We start from the raw sequence: 19952 nt of genomic DNA, 5'->3' as shown, positions 1-19952 counted from the left end.
ATTGACAGATACTAATGTTAAAATATAAAAAAGGAGAGTTTCACTCTCCTTTTTTATATTTTATTTTGCTTCTTTAAAGTCTATATGTAAGAATAAATCTTTCACACTATCTATCTGAACATCTGTAATAATACATTTGTATACTTGATTATTTAGATTTAGTTGAATACAACCATTATGATTTTTAGAATCTATTAATCTAGTAAAATCTGTTTTGTATACTGAAATAGGTATGCTTCTATCTAATTTATTTCCATATATAACACCTGGAATATACCCTTTACTTCTTATAGATTTAGTTTTTTCATTTAAATCTCTATCAAATACATTTAACATAGTATCCTCCTTATATCGATAATAATCTTAGGCTTGTTTACCTTTAATTAATACTATTAAGGATACAAAATTTTTATTCATAAAATTTAGTATAAAAACAATTAAGAATACCCATTTTTAAATAAGCGATAAAGAGATAACATGTTTGACCTAAAGGGAGTTAGGAAATATATAAAATGTAAAATATTTTTATGATCTAATATATTTAATATATGTGGAAATATAAAAATCATTATTTTATAATATTATTTAGGTAGTAATAAACAGGGGGAGAGGGTTAATGTTATTTAAAACCGAGAAAGAAGATACACAAACTAGTAATAATATAATAATGGATAATATACCATTTCCAATATGGATAAAAAATTTAGATGGGAAATTAATTGCCGTGAACAAGGCATTTAAACATATATACAACTTTAGAAATAATGAAGATATAAGTGTAATAAATAACAAATGCTTAGAATGTAGCAATAATTATATATGTAATGAAGACTTTAAGTCTGTAATTATAACTAAAAAGCCTAAAAATTTTGAAGTGTGTATAAATGGTAAATTTAGACAGTGTTATGTTACTCCTTATATAAATGAATACGAAGAAATGATAGGTGTAATTGGTATATTAATAGATATAACACCTTTAAAGGAAAAGCAAAGTAAATTAGAAGAGAGAGAAAATATATTAAGAACAATAATAGATACATTGCCACAATACATTTTCTATAAAGATAGAGACAGTAAATATATAGGGTATAATAAAAAATGGAAAGAACATTATTATGCATTAGGAATAGAAAGCATGATAGGGAAGAATGATATTGAAACCCAAACTGTATCTGAAGAAGTAGCTAGAGGATTTATGGAAGAAGATAAAGCAATAATAGAAAGTAAAAAAATGAAAGTTATTGAGCGAAGAATCAAATGTCCTGATGGGAGAGAAAGAATAGAAGAAACTATAAAAGTACCAGTTATAGATGAACAAGATCAAGTATGGGGAATAGTAGGTATATCTAGTGATGTTACTGAAAAAATAGAACTTAAAGAAAAACTAATGAAACTTAGTTTTACCGATAGCTTAACCGGGGTATACAATAGAGCTTGTTTTGAGGAGAAAAAAGAAGAATTAAATAATATTGAACATCTTCCTATAGGAGTTATAATGGGAGATGTTAATGGTCTAAAAGTTATAAATGATACATTTGGTCATCTTGAAGGAGACAGATTATTAAAGGAAATGGCCAAGATATTAAAAAGTGTAACTAGAGAGGAAGACTTCATATTTAGGTGGGGTGGCGATGAATTTGTTATACTTATGCCAAATTGTGATGAACAAAAATGTGAAGAAGCAATATCTAAAATAATTGACGAATGTGAAAAATGTGACTTTAATCTTATTGATATGAGTATTTCTTTAGGATCATCTATAAAAAATTGTTTAGGTGAAGATATTTATACAAATCTCCAAGAAGCAGAAGAAAAGTTATATAGACAAAAGTTTTTAAATTCTAAAAGCGTAAGAAGTTCCATAATATTTTCATTAAATAAATCCCTTCAAGAAAAAAAATTAGAAACCGAACAACATACTCAAAGGCTAACAAATTATGCGATTAAAATAGGAAAAAGGCTAGGATTTACAACTGCTCAATTAGATGAATTAGAGCTAGTAACAAAGTTACATGATATAGGAAAAATAGGGATTAGTGAAGAGATACTCTTAAAAAAAGGAAAATTAACTGAAGAAGAATTTAATATAATAAAATCTCACACAGAAAAAGGGTACAGAATACTTCAAACATCAAGTGAACTATCACATGTTGCTATAGGTATTCTCGCGCATCACGAAAGATATGATGGTAAAGGGTATCCATTGGGCCTTAAAGGAGAAGAAATTCCTATTATGGCTAGGATAGTAAATATAGTGGACTCCTATGATGCTATGACTAGTGATAGAGGATATAATATAGTAAAAAATAAAGAAGATGCTATAAAAGAAATGATGCATTGTAGAGGTACTCAATTTGACCCTAAGATTACAGATATATTTATAGATATAATAAGTAAAGAAAAATCTAGTAATACATAAAGTCTAAGATATATATACTTTAATTAAGGTTAATATGTCTTGGAGGAGTATAAAATGAGAATGTATACAAGAAGAAAAGGACACAAAAAAGGTACAGAAAGTAGCGTACCAAATGTATTTGCATTTACAGTAATCAGGAACTTTTTAACAGATAAGAGTTATAAGGATATGAGAAAAGAGTATTTTATAAATAACTTGAGTAGCAATCAAGTAAATCAAGTCATGAAGGATATAAAGTGGTTATTTAAGGAGTATAAAGGGCTAGATGTAGTTACAATTGAAAGCACTTGTGGTGATACAAATAAATTTATATTATGAGTATTTAGATACAAATATTATCAAATAATAATCTAAAGTAAGCTAGTAGATAATTTCTGCTAGCTTATTTTAAAATATACAAAAAAGGTTTATTATATAAGATATAAATATATAGGAGATAATATAATGATTGTTGGAGTTATATCAGATACACATGGACTTTTGAGAAAAGAAGTGTTAGCTAACTTAAAAGATTGCAATCTTATAATTCATGCAGGTGATATAGGAAATATAAAATTACTTAAAGATTTAGAAAGTATAGCTAAAGTAAAGGTAGTAATAGGTAATTGCGATAAAGATATAGAAAGTTTGGATATCAAGAAAAAAGAAATATTAAATGTATTAGGTAAAAAAATATATTTAATACATAATATAAGAGATAAAGATATAGACTTAAATAATCAGGATTTTGATATCATTATATATGGCCATTCCCATAAATTATCTATAACTAAAGAAAGAAATACAATATATATAAACCCAGGATCAGTAGGACCGAAAAGGTTTAAACTACCTACTACTATGGTGAAATTATATATAGACGTTAATGAAGAAGTTATAAATAAAATAGATAATGAATTAATAAAATTTGAAGATATATATGTAGAGATTATAAATATCTAAAAATAGATTAAAAAAACTACTAGAGAGGATAAAAATATGTTTGGTTATGTAAAAGTTAATAAAATGGACCTAACATTTAGAGAATATGAACATTACAGAGGATATTACTGTGGGTTATGCAAATATCTAAAAGATAATCATGGAGAAATATCAAGGTTATCTCTAAACTATGATATAACATTTTTAATATTGGTATTAACTTCAGTTTATAGACCTAAATCTTCAGTTATAGAAGAAGGATGTATAGTAAATCCATTTAAAAAGAAAAAGAAAATAACAAATGAAATTACAGAATATGCAGCAAGCATGAATGTACTTTTGACATATTATAAATTAGAAGATAATTTAAGAGATGATAATGGCATAAAAGATAAACTAGCATATAGTATATATAAGAAAAAGCTTAAATTAGCTTATGAAAAGTATCCTAAAAAAGCAGATACAATAAAAGCTCAGCTAGACAACTTATATAAATTAGAAAAAGAAAATAATACTAATATAGATATGGTATCGAATACTTTTGGAAATCTTATGGCAGAGATTTTTGCATATAAAGAAGATGAGTTTGAGTATGATTTAAGAAGAATTGGATTTAATGTAGGCAAATATATATATATACTTGATGCCTATGAAGACTTAGAAAAAGATTATAAAAAAGGTAGATATAATCCATTTATAGAATATATAAATAAAAAAGATGAACTAAAAATAAGAGTAGATAAGCTTATAAGCATGTCTTTAGGAATGTTATCTAATAGTATAGATAATTTGGATATAAAAATAAATAGAGGAATAATAGAAAATATAGTGTATTCAGGAGTATACCTTAGATATCAAAATATATTAGAAAAAGGGTGTGAAGTAAATGTACAGTAATACTTATAATAATGAAATGTTTAGTCCTATAATTAAACTAATGAATAACAAAGATTTTGAAAAGGCATATGAGCTATTAAATAAAATGAAAGATAGATGTGCAAATTGGTATTATCTAAATGGAGTATCTGCTATGAATATAGGATACTATGAAGAAGGTGAAGAATGTATAAAAAAAGCTAATACAATAGAACCTGGTAATCCTGAATATGAAAAAGCTTTAAAACAATATAACTTCTATAGAGATGATTATAGAGATAGATCATATAGATATAATAGAAGAAGACGTTCGGACTTAGACGGATGTTGTTGCTGTTGTTGTGATGACTGCTGTTGCTGTTGTGGAGATGATTGTTGCGAAGATTGTATGAAGCTATGGTGTTTAGATTCTTGTTGTGAGTGCTGTGGTGGAGACTTAGTAGATTGCTTCTAGGGTATTAACATGAGTAAAAAAATAGCTTTAGGAGGAGTCTTATTAGCAATAAACATAATTATATTAATGCTTATAAACATAATACCTATAAATACATTATTTTTAATGGGGATTGCCTCACTAGTAATTTCTATAGTTATAATGGAATTTGGTCCTAAGATGGGAGTTGCCTTTTATTTAGGAGTGTTTATACTAAGTTTTTTTGTTATAGCTAATAAGTTTCAATGGATTTTATATATATTTACTTTTGGAGTGTATGGATTATTCAAATATATAATAGAACAAGATAGATCAATATACATTGAATATATATTAAAATTAGTATTTGCTAATATTACAATAGGTATAGTATGTTTTATGATAAAAGAATTTATATATATACCTATAAATATTTTTACAATAATATTTTTTGAAGTTGCATTTTTAGTATATGACCATATTTATAGTTTATTTATAGAATATTACAATAATAAGCTTAAAAAAATACTAAAAAAAATATAAATATATAAAAGGAGCATCTTAGGATGAATATATCAATCTAAAGGTGCTCCTTCTTTTATATAAATATATTTTCATAAATTCTATTGTAGAAATTTATAGTGCATATTTCATAGAATAGAATTAATTAGTCTATACTATATATTAAAAAATTCTCTTTGTTTTTCATTAATTTCCCTGTCACATTTAGAACAATGATAAGACTTAGATATATTAGAAAATTTACCTAAATCACTATCGAAAGACATTTTAGACTTATCTGTAATTCCAACTACAGTTAAATTTGAACCACAATTTGTACAATTTTGTATAGAGCATAACTCATTTAATCCCTCAATAGATACATCCTTAAGGTCTTTATTACAATTGCAGCACACGATTAAGTTAGATAGCTCTCTAGAAATTTCTATGGGTTTATCTTCTTCTAATGAGTATTTATATTCTACAGATTCAGAAACTCTATATCCAGATTCAAAAACGTTGTGTTTACAATAGCTACAAAGGTACTTTGGAAAATATTTATTTTCTCTATTGTCGTTTAAATTCGATATAGAATCATTTATTTCTTTCACTACTATATCTTCATTAATATCATCACAAGACGAAGGATTTTCAAGGTAATTAAGTATATCTAAAGCCTTATTTTGTTTTGCTATGAAAATAAGATGTTCTTTTATATTAGGATAAGCATTATTTTTAGAAGGCGCAGTTAAGTCGATAAGGTTATTGCTTATAGCATGCTTTACTATAGATTTATAATTATATTTAATAGCAAAAAATAGCACCATTTCATCAAAAATATTATCATTTACTTTTCCTGAAAACTCAATCCATAAGTCAGGAGATTCAAGATATAAGTTTTTACTAAGCTTTTCTATAGAATCTTCTAAGTTGTTATTTGAATTATTTTCTTTATGATTCATATTAACCTCCTTTAATAAGTTAAAAAGCCCAAGAGTATTATATCAAGGACTTTTCAAATATTTATTATTAAAAATTATCTAGACTAGATAATTAAATTTATGTTATATACTAAGGATATCTACGTTCGGAGAAAGTGAATATACTATATCTTTTCTTTCGACTACTATTTTAGCAGCATTAGATATAACAGGGTCTTTTGCTATGTGATTTAGAAGTTCTTTAGTTGGATTTATAGCTATAGGGTTGCCAACTCTTCTTAACATATTAATATCACCATTTGTATCTCCGTAAGCATAAGAAATAGATAAGTCTATATTATATTTTTTTACGAAGTCATCAATAGCAGTATTCTTACTTTTAGAGTCCCACATAGGAATTACTGTGCCATTGAACGTTCCGTTTTCAAAAACATAATTACTTCCTATAAAATCAGTAACATTATACTTTTCAGCCATTTTTCCAACTAAGAAATCAGGGCTACCAGATATAAATATTACTATATGATTATTTTCTAAGTGCCATTTTATTCTTGAACGAGTGTATTTATATACTCTATCTGACTTAAGCTTTATAACTTGATCACTAGTAAAATCAATATAATTTTTATCAAGTCCTATTAGAGATTCTACATATAAATTACAAACATCATCTAAGTAATCATCATAATTACCTTGTCTTTTATCCCAATTCATAAAAGCATCTCTTGCATTATCGTACCATGCTTTTTGATCTATTATGTCATACTTAATAAGCTTTTTAAAATGTTCAACCATAAGAGAGTCTCTATAGAGAGTACCATCTATATCAAAAAAAGCTGCTATATTTCTCATTAATATCACCTCTATTAAACATTTATTTTATTATATTACAAAATTTATTTAAGTTGTGAACTTATACAAAATAAATTTAAATTTTTTTTGGTAGATTTTATTATTTTATATTATAATTTATAGTTAATAGTTAAAATCTAATTACAGAATATCTTATGAGACTATATGTTATTTATAACATATGTATTAATAAGAAATTATATTGATATTTAAGAAAATATATTAAATAAATATCTCCAATAAGGAAGTGATTTTGTGAAATTCAAATATGCAAAGGTAACCAATTCTAGATTAATGGGAAGTATGGGACTTTTAATAATATGGCAAGAAAAAAATGATAAAATATATCAATACTTTTTGCTAGATTCAGAAGGACTTGGACTGGCAGATTATGTAAGTTTAAAAAACCCTACTATAGATGAGTCTCATAGAGAAGAAGAAAGATTAATGGGTGGATTGGGAGCTGATAGAATAGATATATCAGAAGAAGAAGCTTTATTTTTAGTTAATTATTACGGAAATAAAAATTTTTACTATGAAAAACCATTACCAGGAGAGGTAAAAGAGTATATAGATATTATCGAAAATTATGAACCAAAATTAAAACTTGAAGATATATATCCTAAAATTTGCAAGAAAATTACTGATGAAGTAGAATTTATAAATTATATGACTATGAGATTTATAGCATGGGATAGAGAAAGTTTAAGATATTTTTCAGGAAGTGAAGAGATAAGTAATATGCATATTACAAACATAAATGGAACACTCCTAAAAAATAAAGTAATACCAAAGGGTAATGGAAGGTATATAAGCGAAGCACTTTACGAAGATAGTGATGGATATTATTTATGTAGAATAGCTTTTAGTATATCAAAAGAAGAAAATGGATTTAAGATAAACTCTATTTTAGTAGGAGATAAAGAAGGAATTTTTGACTTTGAAGTTTTTGATGAAATATCAAAAGAAGAGTTCGTAAGCATTTATAGTTTAAAAAATAAGGAAGAGTTTATAGAAAAGTTTTATATAGATAATCCATTTTTATTAAGAAGTGACATGGAAGAGGGAACATTCTTCACTAGATTTAATTTTGATAATCACCATGTAGCAAAAGAAGTGTACCTTATAAGTAATGACATAAAGGCTATTTATTATCAAATAGGGAATGAGTTTTTTGTAGGAACTTACAGTGATAGAGATAAAAAATATATAAACAAGTTACTTCAATGTAATTATTCCGATTATATAGAAATTAAAGAGGAAATGTATTTTGAGGAAAATGTACTTTATGATTTTGTAGAATCTGGTGCAGATGATTTTGATTATTTCTTAGAATAGTAAAATATTGATAAAAAATAAAGCCACGACTTAACTGTCAGTGGCTTTATTCTGTATTTATAATATTGGGGGAATATTATGAGGAATACATTATTATTTTGGACAAATTTTAAAATTTTATAACAATTAAATTAAAAAAAATTACATTTCTTCCTCATCAAATTCTTCCATGTTTATTTGAGGCATCATACCCATCATCATACAAGGATTATACATCATGCCCGGCATCATAGGCATCATCATATTAGGCATCATATTCATACCACCCATCATTTGGGGCATCATAGGCATACTACCCATCATCTGAGGCATCATAGACATGTTATTCATCATTTGAGGCATCATATTCATACCTTGATTCATATATACACTATCCATATCCATGTCCATATCATCAAAATAGAAATCATCATCTAACATTGCATATTGATTATCCATCATAGGATAATTAATATAAGGATTCATATAAGTCATATAGTACCCAGAATTACCGTAGTCCATTTGGCGTTGATTATAATAAGGATTAACATACATCATAGGATCTATATAAGGTGTAGGGTATATATAATTAGGATCCATATCGCCATTTTGTTTGTGTGAGAAATTATCAAAACTCATAGTAAATCATCCCTCCTAAAGTATTACTTACTAAATAACAATTCACTTTAATAATATATATATTACTAAAAATCTTATTATGTGCATTTTATAAAAAAATAGTTAATATTAGTTGCAAAAATTTGGACATGGGCATATAATTATATATATGAACAATTATTCATATATTGTTATGAATTTGGAGGAATTAAGATATGAGTGAAAATATAAAAGAAAAAATAAACTCGTGCAATTGCGAGGAAATTCATGAAGATATAGTAAAAAGAGCTCAGACATCAATGCCAGAAGAAGAGATGCTATATGATTTAGCAGAATTATTTAAGGTATTTGGAGATACAACAAGAGTAAAAATTTTATATGCACTGTTTTCAGATGAAATGTGTGTATGTGATATTGCAAGTTTATTAGGAATGACTCACTCTGCAATATCTCACCAGCTAAGGGTATTAAAGCAAGCTAGATTAGTTAAATTTAGAAAAGAAGGAAAGGTTGTTTATTATTCTTTAGATGATTGTCACATAAGCAAAATATTTGATTGTGGTTTATGTCATATACAAGAAACATACAAAAGATAGGAGGAGTGAGTTATGGATGCTAGTAGTATAATTAGAAAAGAACTGATACTAGGTGGATTAAATTGTGCACATTGTGCAGAAGTAATAAATGAAAAAGTATCTAAACTAGATGGTGTAGAATCATCAAACTTAAATTTTATAAATAAAAAGCTTGTATTAAACATACAAGAGGGTGTAAATGAAGAAGAAATTATAGAAAAGGTTATAAAGATAATAAATGATACAGAGCCAGGATTAGATATAGAAATAGTCTCAAATTCTAAAGTCATTAAAAGAGAATTAATATTAGGTGGATTAAATTGCGCTCACTGTGCAGAAGTAATAAATGAAAAAGTATCTAAGTTAGAAGAAATAGATTCTGCAAATTTAAATTTTATAAACAAAAAACTTACAGTAAATATAAGAAAATCTTTTGATGAAAAAGAAACTATAAATAAAATAGTAGGCATAGTAAATGCAACAGAACCAGGTTTAGATATACAAATAAAAAATGAAAATGGTAATATTAAAAAATCAGAAGTTAAAGAAGAAAAGAATGATATAAATAAAAAAGATATAATAAAGTTAGTAATAGGGTCATTAGTATATATTTTTGGGATATATCAAATTGCAACTGGATTTGAAAGTAAACTTGCAGATGCAATGTTTATAATAGCCTATGTAATAGTAGGTGGAGAAGTTTTATTAAAAGCACTAAAAAATGCTATAAGAGGTCAAATGTTTGATGAAAACTTTTTAATGTCTATTGCAACAATTGGGGCATTATCAATTGGTGAATTACCAGAAGCAGTAGGAGTTATGCTTTTCTATCAATTAGGAGAATTCTTACAAGGTATAGCAGTAGGAAAATCAAGAAAATCTATAACATCACTTATGAAGATAAGACCAGATTATGCAAACTTAAAAGAAGGATCAGAACTTAAAGTGGTTTCTCCTGAAGAAGTTAAAATAGGTGATGTAATAGTTGTAAAACCAGGAGAAAAAGTTCCGCTAGATGGAGTTGTTATAGATGGATATTCAATGGTAGATACATCTGCACTTACAGGAGAATCTGTATTAAGAGAAGTATCAAAAGGAGAGTCTGTATTATCAGGATTTATAAACAAAAATGCTTTATTAACTATAGAAGTTACAAAAGGATTTGAAGAATCAACAGTTTCTAAAATATTAGATTTAGTTGAAAATGCAAGTAGTAAAAAATCTAAAACTGAAAACTTTATAACTAAGTTTTCAAAATACTATACACCAGCAGTAGTTATAGGAGCTGTTTTAGTAGCAGTTGTACCTCCAATTATAATACCAGGAGCTACATTTAGTGAGTGGTTATATAGAGGTTTAGTATTTTTAGTAGTATCTTGTCCATGTGCATTAGTTTTATCTATACCACTTAGTTTCTTTAGTGGAATAGGATTTGCATCTAAAAATGGTATATTAATAAAAGGAAGTAACTATTTAGAGGCGCTTAGAGATGTTGATACAGTTGTATTTGATAAAACAGGGACACTTACAAAAGGTGTGTTTAATGTAACTAAGATTAATGCAGTTGGAATATCTGAAGAAAAATTATTAGAATACGCTGCTTTTGCAGAGGCAAACTCTAACCACCCAATAGCAAAATCAATATTAAGCTATTATGATAAAAAAGTAGATTTAGATAAAATAACTAGTTATGAAGAAATCGCAGCCTATGGAATAAGAATAAACTATAATAATGAGCTTATTTTAGCAGGTAATGAAAAATTAATGAGAAAAGAAAATATATTCTATTCACCAGCTAAAGAAGTTGGAACAGTAGTTTATATAGCTGTTAATCAAGTATATAGAGGATATATAGTAATATCAGATGAAGTAAAAGAAGATAGTGAAAAAGCTATAAAAAATCTAAAATCATTAGGAATAAAAGATGTTGTAATGTTAACTGGTGACAATGAAAAAGTAGCCAGAGCTATAGCAAAAGAGCTTGGAGTAGATAAAGTATACTCAAACCTACTTCCTAATGAAAAAGTAGATAAGCTAGAAGAAATATATGAAGGAAAATCAGAAAAAGAAAAAGTAATATTTGTTGGAGATGGAATAAACGATGCTCCAGTTTTAGCTAGAGCTGATATAGGTATAGCTATGGGAGGATTAGGTTCAGATGCGGCTATAGAAGCTGCTGATGTAGTTTTAATGACAGATGAACCAAGTAAAATATCTAAAGCAATAGAAATAGCAAGTAAAACTAATAAGATAGTATGGCAAAATATAATATTTGCATTAGCTGTAAAAGCTATAGTTTTAATATTAGGAGCAGGTGGAGTTGCTACTATGTGGGAAGCTATATTTGCAGATGTTGGTGTTGCATTAATAGCAGTATTAAATGCAATGAGAGCTATGAGATAGAAATAAAAAAACGAACTCAAATGAGTTCGTTTTTTTATTTCTATTATTATGATTAGAAAATTGTATTGAAGAAACAAATTTTATTTTTAAGTATACTTTGTATATTAATAAGAAAAATTAAAATTGTAAGGTTTATTTAAGATTAAGTTTATAATAGTGTAAATTTATTTATATATAATAAGTAAGTAATAAAAAACTATAAATGAAAAAGAGGAAATTTAATGAAAATAAAGTCGAGTAAAGTACTTATAATAATCTCAGCCATTATGGTTTTATTATTAGGAATTATAGTAAGTAACATTGTATTAAATAAAACTTATAAAACTAAATATGAAGAATTTAATTCTATAGATAAAGAAATGTTTGAACAATTATCAAGTATATATCAACAGTTCAATGAAAATGGAGATGAATTATGGACTGACAATTATAAGTTCAATGAAAAACCATTAATTTTAATAAGAACTAATAAAGATAAAGGAATTATGAGAAAATACGCTTATGCAATTAATGTAAAAGAAATTGAAAAAAGTATTTTTTCAAAGAAAATAGTTATGCCTAAATATTTAAATTTACCAGAGGTTTATAGAATAAGTAAATTTGATACAAGTATGATTTCAACTTGGATGCCTTCAAACTTCGGCACTGTAACTATTGATGGTCAAAATATTTTTTACTTTAAATATAATCCTAAAATGATAGAAAATCCAGATTTATATTTTGATTTTTCTTCATTTTTATTACATGAATCATTCCATACATATAACCAAAAGGATTGGACATATGATAAAAATGATGGAGAATATATAGAAAATTATCCAGTAAATAAGGAAAACTATGCTTTAATGGGATTAGAATTTAAGCTTTTAGATAAATGCATGGAAGCTAATAACAAAGAAGAAGTTAAGAAGTATTTAAAACAATGGACAATTATACGTGCTTATAGATATGAAAAATGGCCACAATTAGAAGCAGAAACAAATACAGAAGCAATAGAAGGAACTGCAAGATATATTGAATATAAATATAGTAATTTAATAGGTGGAAAATTAAGAGTTCTTGCAAATAAAGAAAAGCCATATTACGTTACTTTCTCACATGCCTTTAACTGTATCGCAGATGGAATAGCAGAATCACCATCTTATTTAGAAAGACCAATGAAGTATGAAACGGGATCTGCTTTAGGGCTGATAATGGATAAAATAAATATAAATTGGAAAAAAGATATAGAAGATAATAAAGATAAAAATGGAGAAACTCAATATGAAATATTAAAGAAATATTTTAGCATATTAGATAAGGAAATTACAGAAGATAAAATAAATCAGATAAAAGAAGAAAATGATTATAATAAATTGCTAAAACAAGGACAAAAATTAGTTGATTTAGCAAATAACAATAATTAAAAAACTGTAAATAAGAGCAAAGTTATGTAAAAGATAGCTTTGCCCTTATTTATTTTGCTAGAAAAATTTGAATTGTAAGGTTTATTTAAGATTAAGTTTATGATGGTGTAAATCTAGATATATATAATAAATTTGTAATCACAAGAGAGGAGAACAAACATGTTAAGATGGGAATTAAAAAAAATAGTTAAAAATAAAACCTCAATAATAGCACTTATATTTATGGGACTTTTATTTATACAACTTGGGTTTGTAAAACCTATGTTAGAAACTGAAAATGAATATTTTGATGAAAGTAAAAATGAATATATAATCGACAAAAGACCAGGAGATGTAATAGCACAAGAAAAATTAAATAATAAAGTAAATGAGATAAAGTCGATTGCCAATAAGAATACTCATGGCTTAAAAGATGAAAATGAAAAGCAAATTAGCAAAATGTCAAAAGAAAAGCTAAATAAAGATAATGGTGAAAAATATAAAGATGTAACATTCTATCAAGTATTTGAAAATAGAGCAACTTTTCCTTTAGCTACACTACTTATTGTAGCTATAATAGTTACACTTTCTTCAAATTTATATACAGATGAAAGATTATCAAATGTAGATACTATAATCTTATCATCTAAAAATAAATATAAAGCTTTAAATTCAAAGCTTTTAATATCAATAATTTTACCAATTATTGTTTACGCAATTTATTTAATTGCAACTTTTATAGCAACATATATTCAATACGGAGCTCCGATAAATGGAGGTTTACAAGCATATAGAATATCTAATATAGCAAGTTTAGTTAGAGAGATGAATATTGTTCAATATATAGCATCTGAAATAGGGGTAGTATCTTTAGTATTTATAGCAATATCAATATTCTCGGCTTTATTCTCGTTTATAACTAAAAACTCAATACAATCTATATCTTGTTCAATTTTGTTTATAGCTATCGGTAAAATATTAGTATTTTTACAATTTTTACCTTATAACTTAATGATGATAATACACCAATGTAGTTTTATAGATATACTTTCAAAAAATAGTTTTATATCTACTGCATATATGGGACAAATTAAACTATTCTCAATGAATTTTGACTTAGTCACAACTTGCTTAAGTACATTAGTATTAATAGTTTTATCTGGGATACTACTAAATGTTTACGTATTCAAGAAAATATTAAATAGATAAATAAAAATATGGAGGAAGTAAAAATGAATAAATTAGAAATTGTAAATTTAACTAAAACATATAAACATAAAAGTGCAAATGAAAATATAAGTTTAACTTTAAATAGTGGAGTATATGGTTTATTAGGACCTAATGGGGCTGGTAAATCAACTTTAATGAAGCAACTAGCAACTATAACAACTCCAAGTAGTGGAAAAATATTATATAACGAAAAAGATATAAAGTCTTTAGATGATGAATATAGAGCATTAGTTGGATATTTACCACAAGACTTTGATGCATATAAAAACTTTAAAGCGAGAGAATTCTTAATGTATATGGCAGCTCTTAAAGGAATGAGCAATAGTGAAGCTAAGAAAAGAGTAGATGAGCTATTAAAATTAGTAGGTCTTTATGAAGTAAGAAATAAGAATGTATCTAAATTTTCTGGAGGAATGAAAAGAAGAGTTGGTATAGCTCAAGCGTTACTTAATAACCCTAAAATATTAATATTAGACGAACCAACAGCAGGTCTTGACCCTCAAGAAAGAACTAGATTTAGAAATTTACTATCAAATATAGGAACGGAAACAATAGTAATACTTTCAACTCATATAATTTCTGATATAGAGTCAGTAGCTAAAGAAACTATTATGATAAAAGATGGAAAATTATTACTAAAAGGAACTCACAGAGAAATTTTAGAAGATATGAAAGGTAAAGTATATACAATAACTACAAATAATGAAAGTGAAGTAAATGAGATTCAAAGAAATTACAAAGTAGTAAGTATAAATCGTGGGGTTGAAGATACTCAATTAAGAATAATAAGCGATAAAGCACCATCATATGAAAATTCAAAACTAACTGAACCAAGGTTTGAAGATGTTTACATGTTCTACTTTGAGTTAGAAGATGCAAGGGAGGTATAATAATGTTCTCAGTTATCAAGGCAGAGATAAAAAAGAATTTTAAGCTTGGGGTAATTATTGTTTGGGCGTTAACAATATTTCTAGCATATAGTTCTACTTATAATTTTGATGTTAATGAAACATATGCAAATTTATTTTCTAAATGGTTTGGCCTTGCTCCATTTATGGGACTAACTATGTTTATGATGTTTTCGGGAAGTTTTATTATAGAGTATAATTCAAATATGGATGGATTAATAAAAGCTACAAAAAATGGTAAAAAACAGTTAGTTATAAGTAAATTTATAGCAGCTGGAATAAGCGCTATTATAGTAAATATTACAACATTATATACAATGGTATTAAGAGCATTAGTATCTTTAAACTTTAAAGGATTAAATACTCCATTAAAGAATTTATGGTACTTTGGAAATAGCGGATCTAATATGACAGTAATTCAAATGATATTAATGATGACTATTAACATAATAATAGGATCATTCTTATTAGCAGCTTTAGGATTATTTTTATCATCAATAAGTAAAAATGCAATAGTACCATTTTTAATAGGTGGAGCATGTATGGCAATACCTTACTTTATGGAAGCTAGAGGTATGGTTAGTAATGTTTTAGAATGGCCTATATTAGGAATGTATGCAACTCCAATTATAAGATACAAATTACCAGCAAGCATATGGGCTGTATTTATAGGGACAAGTATAGTAGGAGTGGTATTATTTTACAATTTAGCTAAGAGAAGATTTTTAAGTGAAAGATAGTCTATAAATATAAATAATTTAGAAATAATAAAAAGAAAAGCAAAACACTAGTTATGCTTTTCTTTTTTCATTAAAAATAAAACGTACAAATATGGTATAAATTAAATATAAAAAGAACGTAAAATTAAAAATAATATGTAATAATAAAAATTATATTACTGTGATAGGAGGGTCTTAAGTGGAGTCTTTAATAAGAAAAAGTAAGATATTAGTAGTTGATGATGAAATAGAGATATTAAATCTAATAAAAAAGGCACTTGATAAAGAAGGATTTAAAAATATTTATATAGCTGATAATGGAACTAAAGGATTAGAAATATTTGAAAGAGAAAATCTGGATTTAGCTATATTAGATATTATGCTTCCAGATATTGAAGGATATGATATATGTAAAAAAATAAGACAAATATCAGACATACCGGTACTATTTTTATCAGCAAAAGGAGAAGAATTAGATAAATTAGTAGGGTTATCTTTAGGTGCTGATGATTATATAACAAAACCATTTAGTATAAAAGAACTAGCACTTAGAGTAAAAATTCAGCTTAGAAGGAGTAAGAAACAATTTAATGTAGAAGAAAAAGAAAAATATAACATTATAAAAGCAGGGCCATTTGAAGTAAATGATAAAACTTTGGAAGTTAAGAAAAATGGAGAGTTGTTAGAACTAAAACCTAAAGAATTGAAGATGTTTATGTATATGGTAAAACATAAAAATCAGATAATAAGTAAAGAAAAGTTTTGTGATGAAGTGTGGGGAGATGATTTTATAGGATATGATAATACTATAATGGTTCATATAAGAAGGTTAAGAGAAAAGGTCGAAGATAACCCTTCAAAACCTGAGTATATACTAAATGTAAAAGGACTTGGATATAAATTTGTAATAAAAGAATAATTAGCTAAGGATGGTTTAGTATGAAATGGAAATTAACTTTAAAGTACCTTTTATCAACTGTAATAGTTGCTATGATAGTTGTTCAATTAAATATAGCTATAGCTATTTTTATATCTGTGATGATAAATGTAAACCCACCACACAATGGACATGGAATATTTAATAATGTAGAATCATTTGTAAGAGATTTTAATAAAAATATTTTTAATGATACATATGATATAAATAATGTCTATGTAAATGACAAGGGTAAAGAAATTTTAAAAAAAAGTAGTCTATGGATACAAGTATTAGATAATAATGGAAATGTGATTTATAAGTATAATGCACCTGATAATATACAAAATAAATACACACCTGTTCAGTTAATAAATACATATAAATATTCTGGGGTAGAAGGTAATAAATCTACTGTTTTAGTTGCTGAAAAAAATATAAATAATTACTCATATACATATCTAATTGGATTTCCTATGACTCAGGTAGATAAAATAAATATAACTACTGATGCAGATTCAATAAAAAATATAATATCAAAAGTTTTATTATCTATTATAGTAGTAGATATAATAGTAGCCACGGTAATAGGGTATATGTTTAGTAAGTCTTTAACTAAACCTGTAAAAAGCATAATAGGTGGAGTTGAAGATTTAGCTGGTGGCAACTATGAATCATACTACAAAGAAAAAGGAATATATAAACCTGTATTTAATAAGTTAAATAATCTAGCAGATACATTGAAAGAAAATGAAAGAGAACGAAAAAAAATCGAATCTATGAAGAATGAATGGATTGCAAATATATCTCATGATATAAAAACACCTTTGGCATCTATAAAAGGATATGCAGAGTTAATGTCTAGTGATTATGATATAGAGTCTGATGAAGTATCTCAATATGCAGAAATTATAGATAGTAAGGCTAACTATATAAAAGAATTAGTAGATGATCTAAATTTAACTATGAAGCTGAAGGATGGATATTCGAATATATCTAGAGAGGAAAAGAATATAGTATCACTGGTTAGAGGATGCATTATAGACATTCTTAATGATCCTAAATATAGTCACGTAGATATAGATTTTAATTCTAGTGAAGATAAAATAATATTAGATATAGATGAGTTACTTATGAAGAGAGTAATAAATAATATATTATACAATTCTATTATTCATAATGATGAAGATGTAAGTATAAAAGTAAATGTAGCATCAAATGAAAAGACTCATATAATTATTGAAGATAATGGAAAGGGAATATGTCAAGAAGACCTTAAGTATATTTTTGAAAGGTACTATAGAGGGACTAATACAGGTGATGCCCATAAAGGCTCAGGTTTAGGTATGGCTATAAGTAGAGATATTGTAAAGGCTCATAATGGAGAAATAAAAGTGGAAAGTAACATAGGTATTGGTACTAAAATAGAAATGATATTTTAAATAAATAAAAAAGGAGACTAATCAAGGATGATAGCTCTCCTTTTTTTATTTATATTACATAATTAAATACACAGAAAAAGTGAGTTAAACTTCCAAGCATTATAAATATATGGAAGATTTCATGAAAACCTAAGTATTTAAAGTCTAAAAATTTTGGTTTAGTTGCATATATTAAAGCGCCTATAGTATAAAAAACGCCGCCTAATACAAGTAAAGAAACTCCATGGAATGATAAAGCTTTATACAATGGGCTAATAAGGAATATAGAAACCCATCCCATAGCAACATATATAGCTGTAGAAATCCATCTAGGGCAGTTAAACCAAATTAATTTAAAAGACACACCAGCAACAGCAGTAGCCATTATAACTCCAAATAAAATCCATCCAGTAGAACCATCTAAAGCAATTAGGCAAAATGGAGTATACGAACCTGCTATTAAAACAAATATCATAGCATGGTCTAATCTTCTTAAAAATCCTATTACCTTATCACTAGAAATAACTAAATGATAAGTTGCGGAAGCTGCATACAGAAGAATCATACTTAATCCGAATATTATTACAGCTGTTAGGTCTAAGGTAGATGGGGTATTTAATGTTGTTTTTATTACTAATGCTAGTAGTCCAATAAAAGACAATATTGCACCAGCAAGATGAGTAAAACCATTAATTGGCTCTCTAAGATAATTATTCATAATTTACCTCCATAAATTAAAGTTGAATATATAATTTATTTTACGTGTTTTTACACAAATAAGTAAATAAACTAACAAATTATAACAAAATTAGTATCTGGTTTTAATACTATATTACTATTATACTCTAAATTATAAATGTATATATACTTTAAAAAAATTTACTATATAAAAATAAAATCAAATTAACTGGAAATTCTCTTAAATACAAGAGTTTGGGATATATTTATTATATTTAAAATATAAAAAATAATAATTTTTTTAAAAAAATTAAAAAAAAGTATTGACGATGTATTTTCAGGGTGATATAGTATTACTTGTCCGAGAGAGATTCGGATGAAACAAAAAAGTAAGCGCCGACACAGTCGCTTAAAATGAACTTTGAAAATTAAACAGTAGGTTAATTTATATAACTAAAATGATTCTTTAAAGAATCGAATACAACCAAGCCAGATATTCAGATAATGATAGTCTGAGCAGGAAAACTTATATTTGAGAGTTTGATCCTGGCTCAGGATGAACGCTGGCGGCGTGCCTAACACATGCAAGTCGAGCGATTCACTTCGGTGAAGAGCGGCGGACGGGTGAGTAACGCGTGGGTAACCTGCCCTGTACACACGGATAACATACCGAAAGGTATGCTAATACGAGATAATATGAGAGAGTCGCATGGCTTTCTTATCAAAGCTTTTGCGGTACAGGATGGACCCGCGTCTGATTAGCTAGTTGGTAAGGTAACGGCTTACCAAGGCGACGATCAGTAGCCGACCTGAGAGGGTGATCGGCCACATTGGAACTGAGACACGGTCCAAACTCCTAC

General features: G+C 26.6%; 20 protein-coding genes and 1 rRNA gene. 16 read left to right on the top strand and 5 right to left on the bottom strand.

Annotation, left to right across the window (positions count from 1 at the left end):
- Nucleotides 1–60: 60 nt before the first annotated feature.
- Complete coding sequence (locus I4U89_RS12335; RefSeq protein ID WP_195940652.1) at nucleotides 61–336, bottom strand: hypothetical protein; 276 nt, start codon at nucleotides 334–336, stop codon at nucleotides 61–63.
- 280 nt (nucleotides 337–616) lie between these two features.
- Here I4U89_RS12335 and I4U89_RS12330 point away from each other — a divergent pair, with 280 nt between their 5' ends.
- The 6 genes from I4U89_RS12330 (at nucleotide 617) to I4U89_RS12305 (ending at nucleotide 5171) form a co-directional block, all read left to right on the top strand.
- A complete protein-coding gene (locus tag I4U89_RS12330; RefSeq protein ID WP_243279212.1) occupies nucleotides 617–2419 on the top strand; it encodes an HD domain-containing phosphohydrolase in 1803 nt (600 codons plus the stop codon).
- A gap of 54 nt (nucleotides 2420–2473) precedes the next feature.
- Nucleotides 2474–2737, top strand: a complete 264-nt coding sequence (locus I4U89_RS12325; protein WP_195940651.1) for a hypothetical protein — start codon at nucleotides 2474–2476, stop codon at nucleotides 2735–2737.
- A 126-nt stretch (nucleotides 2738–2863) separates the two neighbouring features.
- Nucleotides 2864–3361, top strand: a complete 498-nt coding sequence (locus I4U89_RS12320; protein WP_195940650.1) for a metallophosphoesterase family protein — start codon at nucleotides 2864–2866, stop codon at nucleotides 3359–3361.
- A gap of 36 nt (nucleotides 3362–3397) precedes the next feature.
- Nucleotides 3398–4237: a DUF5685 family protein gene (locus I4U89_RS12315; protein WP_195940649.1), complete on the top strand. Its 840-nt coding sequence runs from the start codon at nucleotides 3398–3400 to the stop codon at nucleotides 4235–4237.
- A complete protein-coding gene (locus tag I4U89_RS12310; protein WP_195940648.1) occupies nucleotides 4227–4670 on the top strand; it encodes a tetratricopeptide repeat protein in 444 nt (147 codons plus the stop codon). Before I4U89_RS12315 ends, I4U89_RS12310 begins: the two co-directional genes overlap by 11 nt.
- A gap of 9 nt (nucleotides 4671–4679) precedes the next feature.
- Nucleotides 4680–5171 (top strand): hypothetical protein, encoded by a 492-nt coding sequence (locus tag I4U89_RS12305; protein ID WP_195940647.1) that lies wholly within the window; start codon nucleotides 4680–4682, stop codon nucleotides 5169–5171.
- A gap of 134 nt (nucleotides 5172–5305) precedes the next feature.
- On the opposite strand, the gene I4U89_RS12300 is transcribed toward I4U89_RS12305, so the two are convergent.
- Nucleotides 5306–6091: a hypothetical protein gene (locus tag I4U89_RS12300; RefSeq protein WP_195940646.1), complete on the bottom strand. Its 786-nt coding sequence runs from the start codon at nucleotides 6089–6091 to the stop codon at nucleotides 5306–5308.
- 102 nt (nucleotides 6092–6193) lie between these two features.
- Nucleotides 6194–6922 (bottom strand): HAD family hydrolase, encoded by a 729-nt coding sequence (locus I4U89_RS12295; protein ID WP_195940645.1) that lies wholly within the window; start codon nucleotides 6920–6922, stop codon nucleotides 6194–6196.
- A 255-nt stretch (nucleotides 6923–7177) separates the two neighbouring features.
- Here I4U89_RS12295 and I4U89_RS12290 point away from each other — a divergent pair, with 255 nt between their 5' ends.
- The gene (locus I4U89_RS12290) at nucleotides 7178–8260 is read left to right on the top strand and encodes a hypothetical protein (protein WP_195940644.1); all 1083 of its coding nucleotides are present in this window, start codon (nucleotides 7178–7180) and stop codon (nucleotides 8258–8260) included.
- 141 nt (nucleotides 8261–8401) lie between these two features.
- Here the strand turns inward: I4U89_RS12290 and I4U89_RS12285 are convergent, their stop codons facing one another.
- Nucleotides 8402–8878 carry a hypothetical protein gene (locus tag I4U89_RS12285; RefSeq protein ID WP_195940643.1) on the bottom strand — a complete coding sequence of 159 codons (477 nt, stop codon included), beginning with the start codon at nucleotides 8876–8878 and terminating at the stop codon, nucleotides 8402–8404.
- A 206-nt stretch (nucleotides 8879–9084) separates the two neighbouring features.
- Here I4U89_RS12285 and I4U89_RS12280 point away from each other — a divergent pair, with 206 nt between their 5' ends.
- The 8 genes from I4U89_RS12280 (at nucleotide 9085) to I4U89_RS12245 (ending at nucleotide 18435) form a co-directional block, all read left to right on the top strand.
- Nucleotides 9085–9453 (top strand): metalloregulator ArsR/SmtB family transcription factor, encoded by a 369-nt coding sequence (locus I4U89_RS12280; protein ID WP_195940711.1) that lies wholly within the window; start codon nucleotides 9085–9087, stop codon nucleotides 9451–9453.
- A 12-nt stretch (nucleotides 9454–9465) separates the two neighbouring features.
- The gene (locus I4U89_RS12275) at nucleotides 9466–11835 is read left to right on the top strand and encodes a heavy metal translocating P-type ATPase (RefSeq protein WP_195940642.1); all 2370 of its coding nucleotides are present in this window, start codon (nucleotides 9466–9468) and stop codon (nucleotides 11833–11835) included.
- Nucleotides 11836–12056: 221 nt separating this feature from the next.
- Complete coding sequence (locus I4U89_RS12270; RefSeq protein ID WP_195940641.1) at nucleotides 12057–13241, top strand: hypothetical protein; 1185 nt, start codon at nucleotides 12057–12059, stop codon at nucleotides 13239–13241.
- 159 nt (nucleotides 13242–13400) lie between these two features.
- Nucleotides 13401–14429, top strand: a complete 1029-nt coding sequence (locus tag I4U89_RS12265) for a hypothetical protein (protein ID WP_195940640.1) — start codon at nucleotides 13401–13403, stop codon at nucleotides 14427–14429.
- Between the two features lie 23 nt (nucleotides 14430–14452).
- On the top strand, nucleotides 14453–15340 hold the full coding sequence (locus I4U89_RS12260; RefSeq protein ID WP_195940639.1) for an ABC transporter ATP-binding protein: 888 nt from the start codon (nucleotides 14453–14455) through the stop codon (nucleotides 15338–15340).
- 2 nt (nucleotides 15341–15342) lie between these two features.
- A complete protein-coding gene (locus I4U89_RS12255; RefSeq protein WP_195940638.1) occupies nucleotides 15343–16098 on the top strand; it encodes a hypothetical protein in 756 nt (251 codons plus the stop codon).
- A gap of 178 nt (nucleotides 16099–16276) precedes the next feature.
- On the top strand, nucleotides 16277–16996 hold the full coding sequence (locus I4U89_RS12250) for a response regulator transcription factor (protein ID WP_195940637.1): 720 nt from the start codon (nucleotides 16277–16279) through the stop codon (nucleotides 16994–16996).
- 20 nt (nucleotides 16997–17016) lie between these two features.
- Complete coding sequence (locus tag I4U89_RS12245) at nucleotides 17017–18435, top strand: HAMP domain-containing sensor histidine kinase (protein WP_195940636.1); 1419 nt, start codon at nucleotides 17017–17019, stop codon at nucleotides 18433–18435.
- Nucleotides 18436–18484: 49 nt separating this feature from the next.
- Here I4U89_RS12245 and trhA read toward each other — a convergent pair whose 3' ends face one another.
- On the bottom strand, nucleotides 18485–19132 hold the full coding sequence (trhA, locus tag I4U89_RS12240; RefSeq protein WP_195940635.1) for a PAQR family membrane homeostasis protein TrhA: 648 nt from the start codon (nucleotides 19130–19132) through the stop codon (nucleotides 18485–18487).
- A 488-nt stretch (nucleotides 19133–19620) separates the two neighbouring features.
- Between trhA and I4U89_RS12235 the strand changes: the two genes are divergently transcribed.
- Nucleotides 19621–19952: ribosomal RNA gene (locus I4U89_RS12235) — 16S ribosomal RNA — on the top strand; the annotation flags it as partial.

It is taken from the genome of Romboutsia sp. 1001713B170131_170501_G6 (genome assembly GCF_015668195.1).
Taxonomy (GTDB): Bacteria; Bacillota; Clostridia; order Peptostreptococcales; family Peptostreptococcaceae; genus Romboutsia_C.
Note: the sequence above shows the minus strand (reverse complement) of the source record. Positions and strands in the feature narration are given on the sequence as shown.

Bases quoted from the DNA above. Each gene is read 5' to 3' on its own strand.
- I4U89_RS12315 (WP_195940649.1), top strand. From the start codon at position 3,398: ATGTTTGGTTATGTAAAAGTTAATAAAATGGACCTAACATTTAGAGAA.
- I4U89_RS12260 (WP_195940639.1), top strand. From the start codon at position 14,453: ATGAATAAATTAGAAATTGTAAATTTAACTAAAACATATAAACATAAA.
- I4U89_RS12320 (WP_195940650.1), top strand. From the start codon at position 2,864: ATGATTGTTGGAGTTATATCAGATACACATGGACTTTTGAGAAAAGAA.
- I4U89_RS12330 (WP_243279212.1), top strand. From the start codon at position 617: ATGTTATTTAAAACCGAGAAAGAAGATACACAAACTAGTAATAATATA.
- I4U89_RS12295 (WP_195940645.1), bottom strand. From the start codon at position 6,922: ATGAGAAATATAGCAGCTTTTTTTGATATAGATGGTACTCTCTATAGA.
- I4U89_RS12305 (WP_195940647.1), top strand. From the start codon at position 4,680: ATGAGTAAAAAAATAGCTTTAGGAGGAGTCTTATTAGCAATAAACATA.
- I4U89_RS12325 (WP_195940651.1), top strand. From the start codon at position 2,474: ATGAGAATGTATACAAGAAGAAAAGGACACAAAAAAGGTACAGAAAGT.
- I4U89_RS12335 (WP_195940652.1), bottom strand. From the start codon at position 336: ATGTTAAATGTATTTGATAGAGATTTAAATGAAAAAACTAAATCTATA.
- I4U89_RS12310 (WP_195940648.1), top strand. From the start codon at position 4,227: ATGTACAGTAATACTTATAATAATGAAATGTTTAGTCCTATAATTAAA.
- I4U89_RS12300 (WP_195940646.1), bottom strand. From the start codon at position 6,091: ATGAATCATAAAGAAAATAATTCAAATAACAACTTAGAAGATTCTATA.
- I4U89_RS12285 (WP_195940643.1), bottom strand. From the start codon at position 8,878: ATGAGTTTTGATAATTTCTCACACAAACAAAATGGCGATATGGATCCT.
- I4U89_RS12245 (WP_195940636.1), top strand. From the start codon at position 17,017: ATGAAATGGAAATTAACTTTAAAGTACCTTTTATCAACTGTAATAGTT.
- trhA (WP_195940635.1), bottom strand. From the start codon at position 19,132: ATGAATAATTATCTTAGAGAGCCAATTAATGGTTTTACTCATCTTGCT.
- I4U89_RS12265 (WP_195940640.1), top strand. From the start codon at position 13,401: ATGTTAAGATGGGAATTAAAAAAAATAGTTAAAAATAAAACCTCAATA.
- I4U89_RS12255 (WP_195940638.1), top strand. From the start codon at position 15,343: ATGTTCTCAGTTATCAAGGCAGAGATAAAAAAGAATTTTAAGCTTGGG.
- I4U89_RS12275 (WP_195940642.1), top strand. From the start codon at position 9,466: ATGGATGCTAGTAGTATAATTAGAAAAGAACTGATACTAGGTGGATTA.
- I4U89_RS12270 (WP_195940641.1), top strand. From the start codon at position 12,057: ATGAAAATAAAGTCGAGTAAAGTACTTATAATAATCTCAGCCATTATG.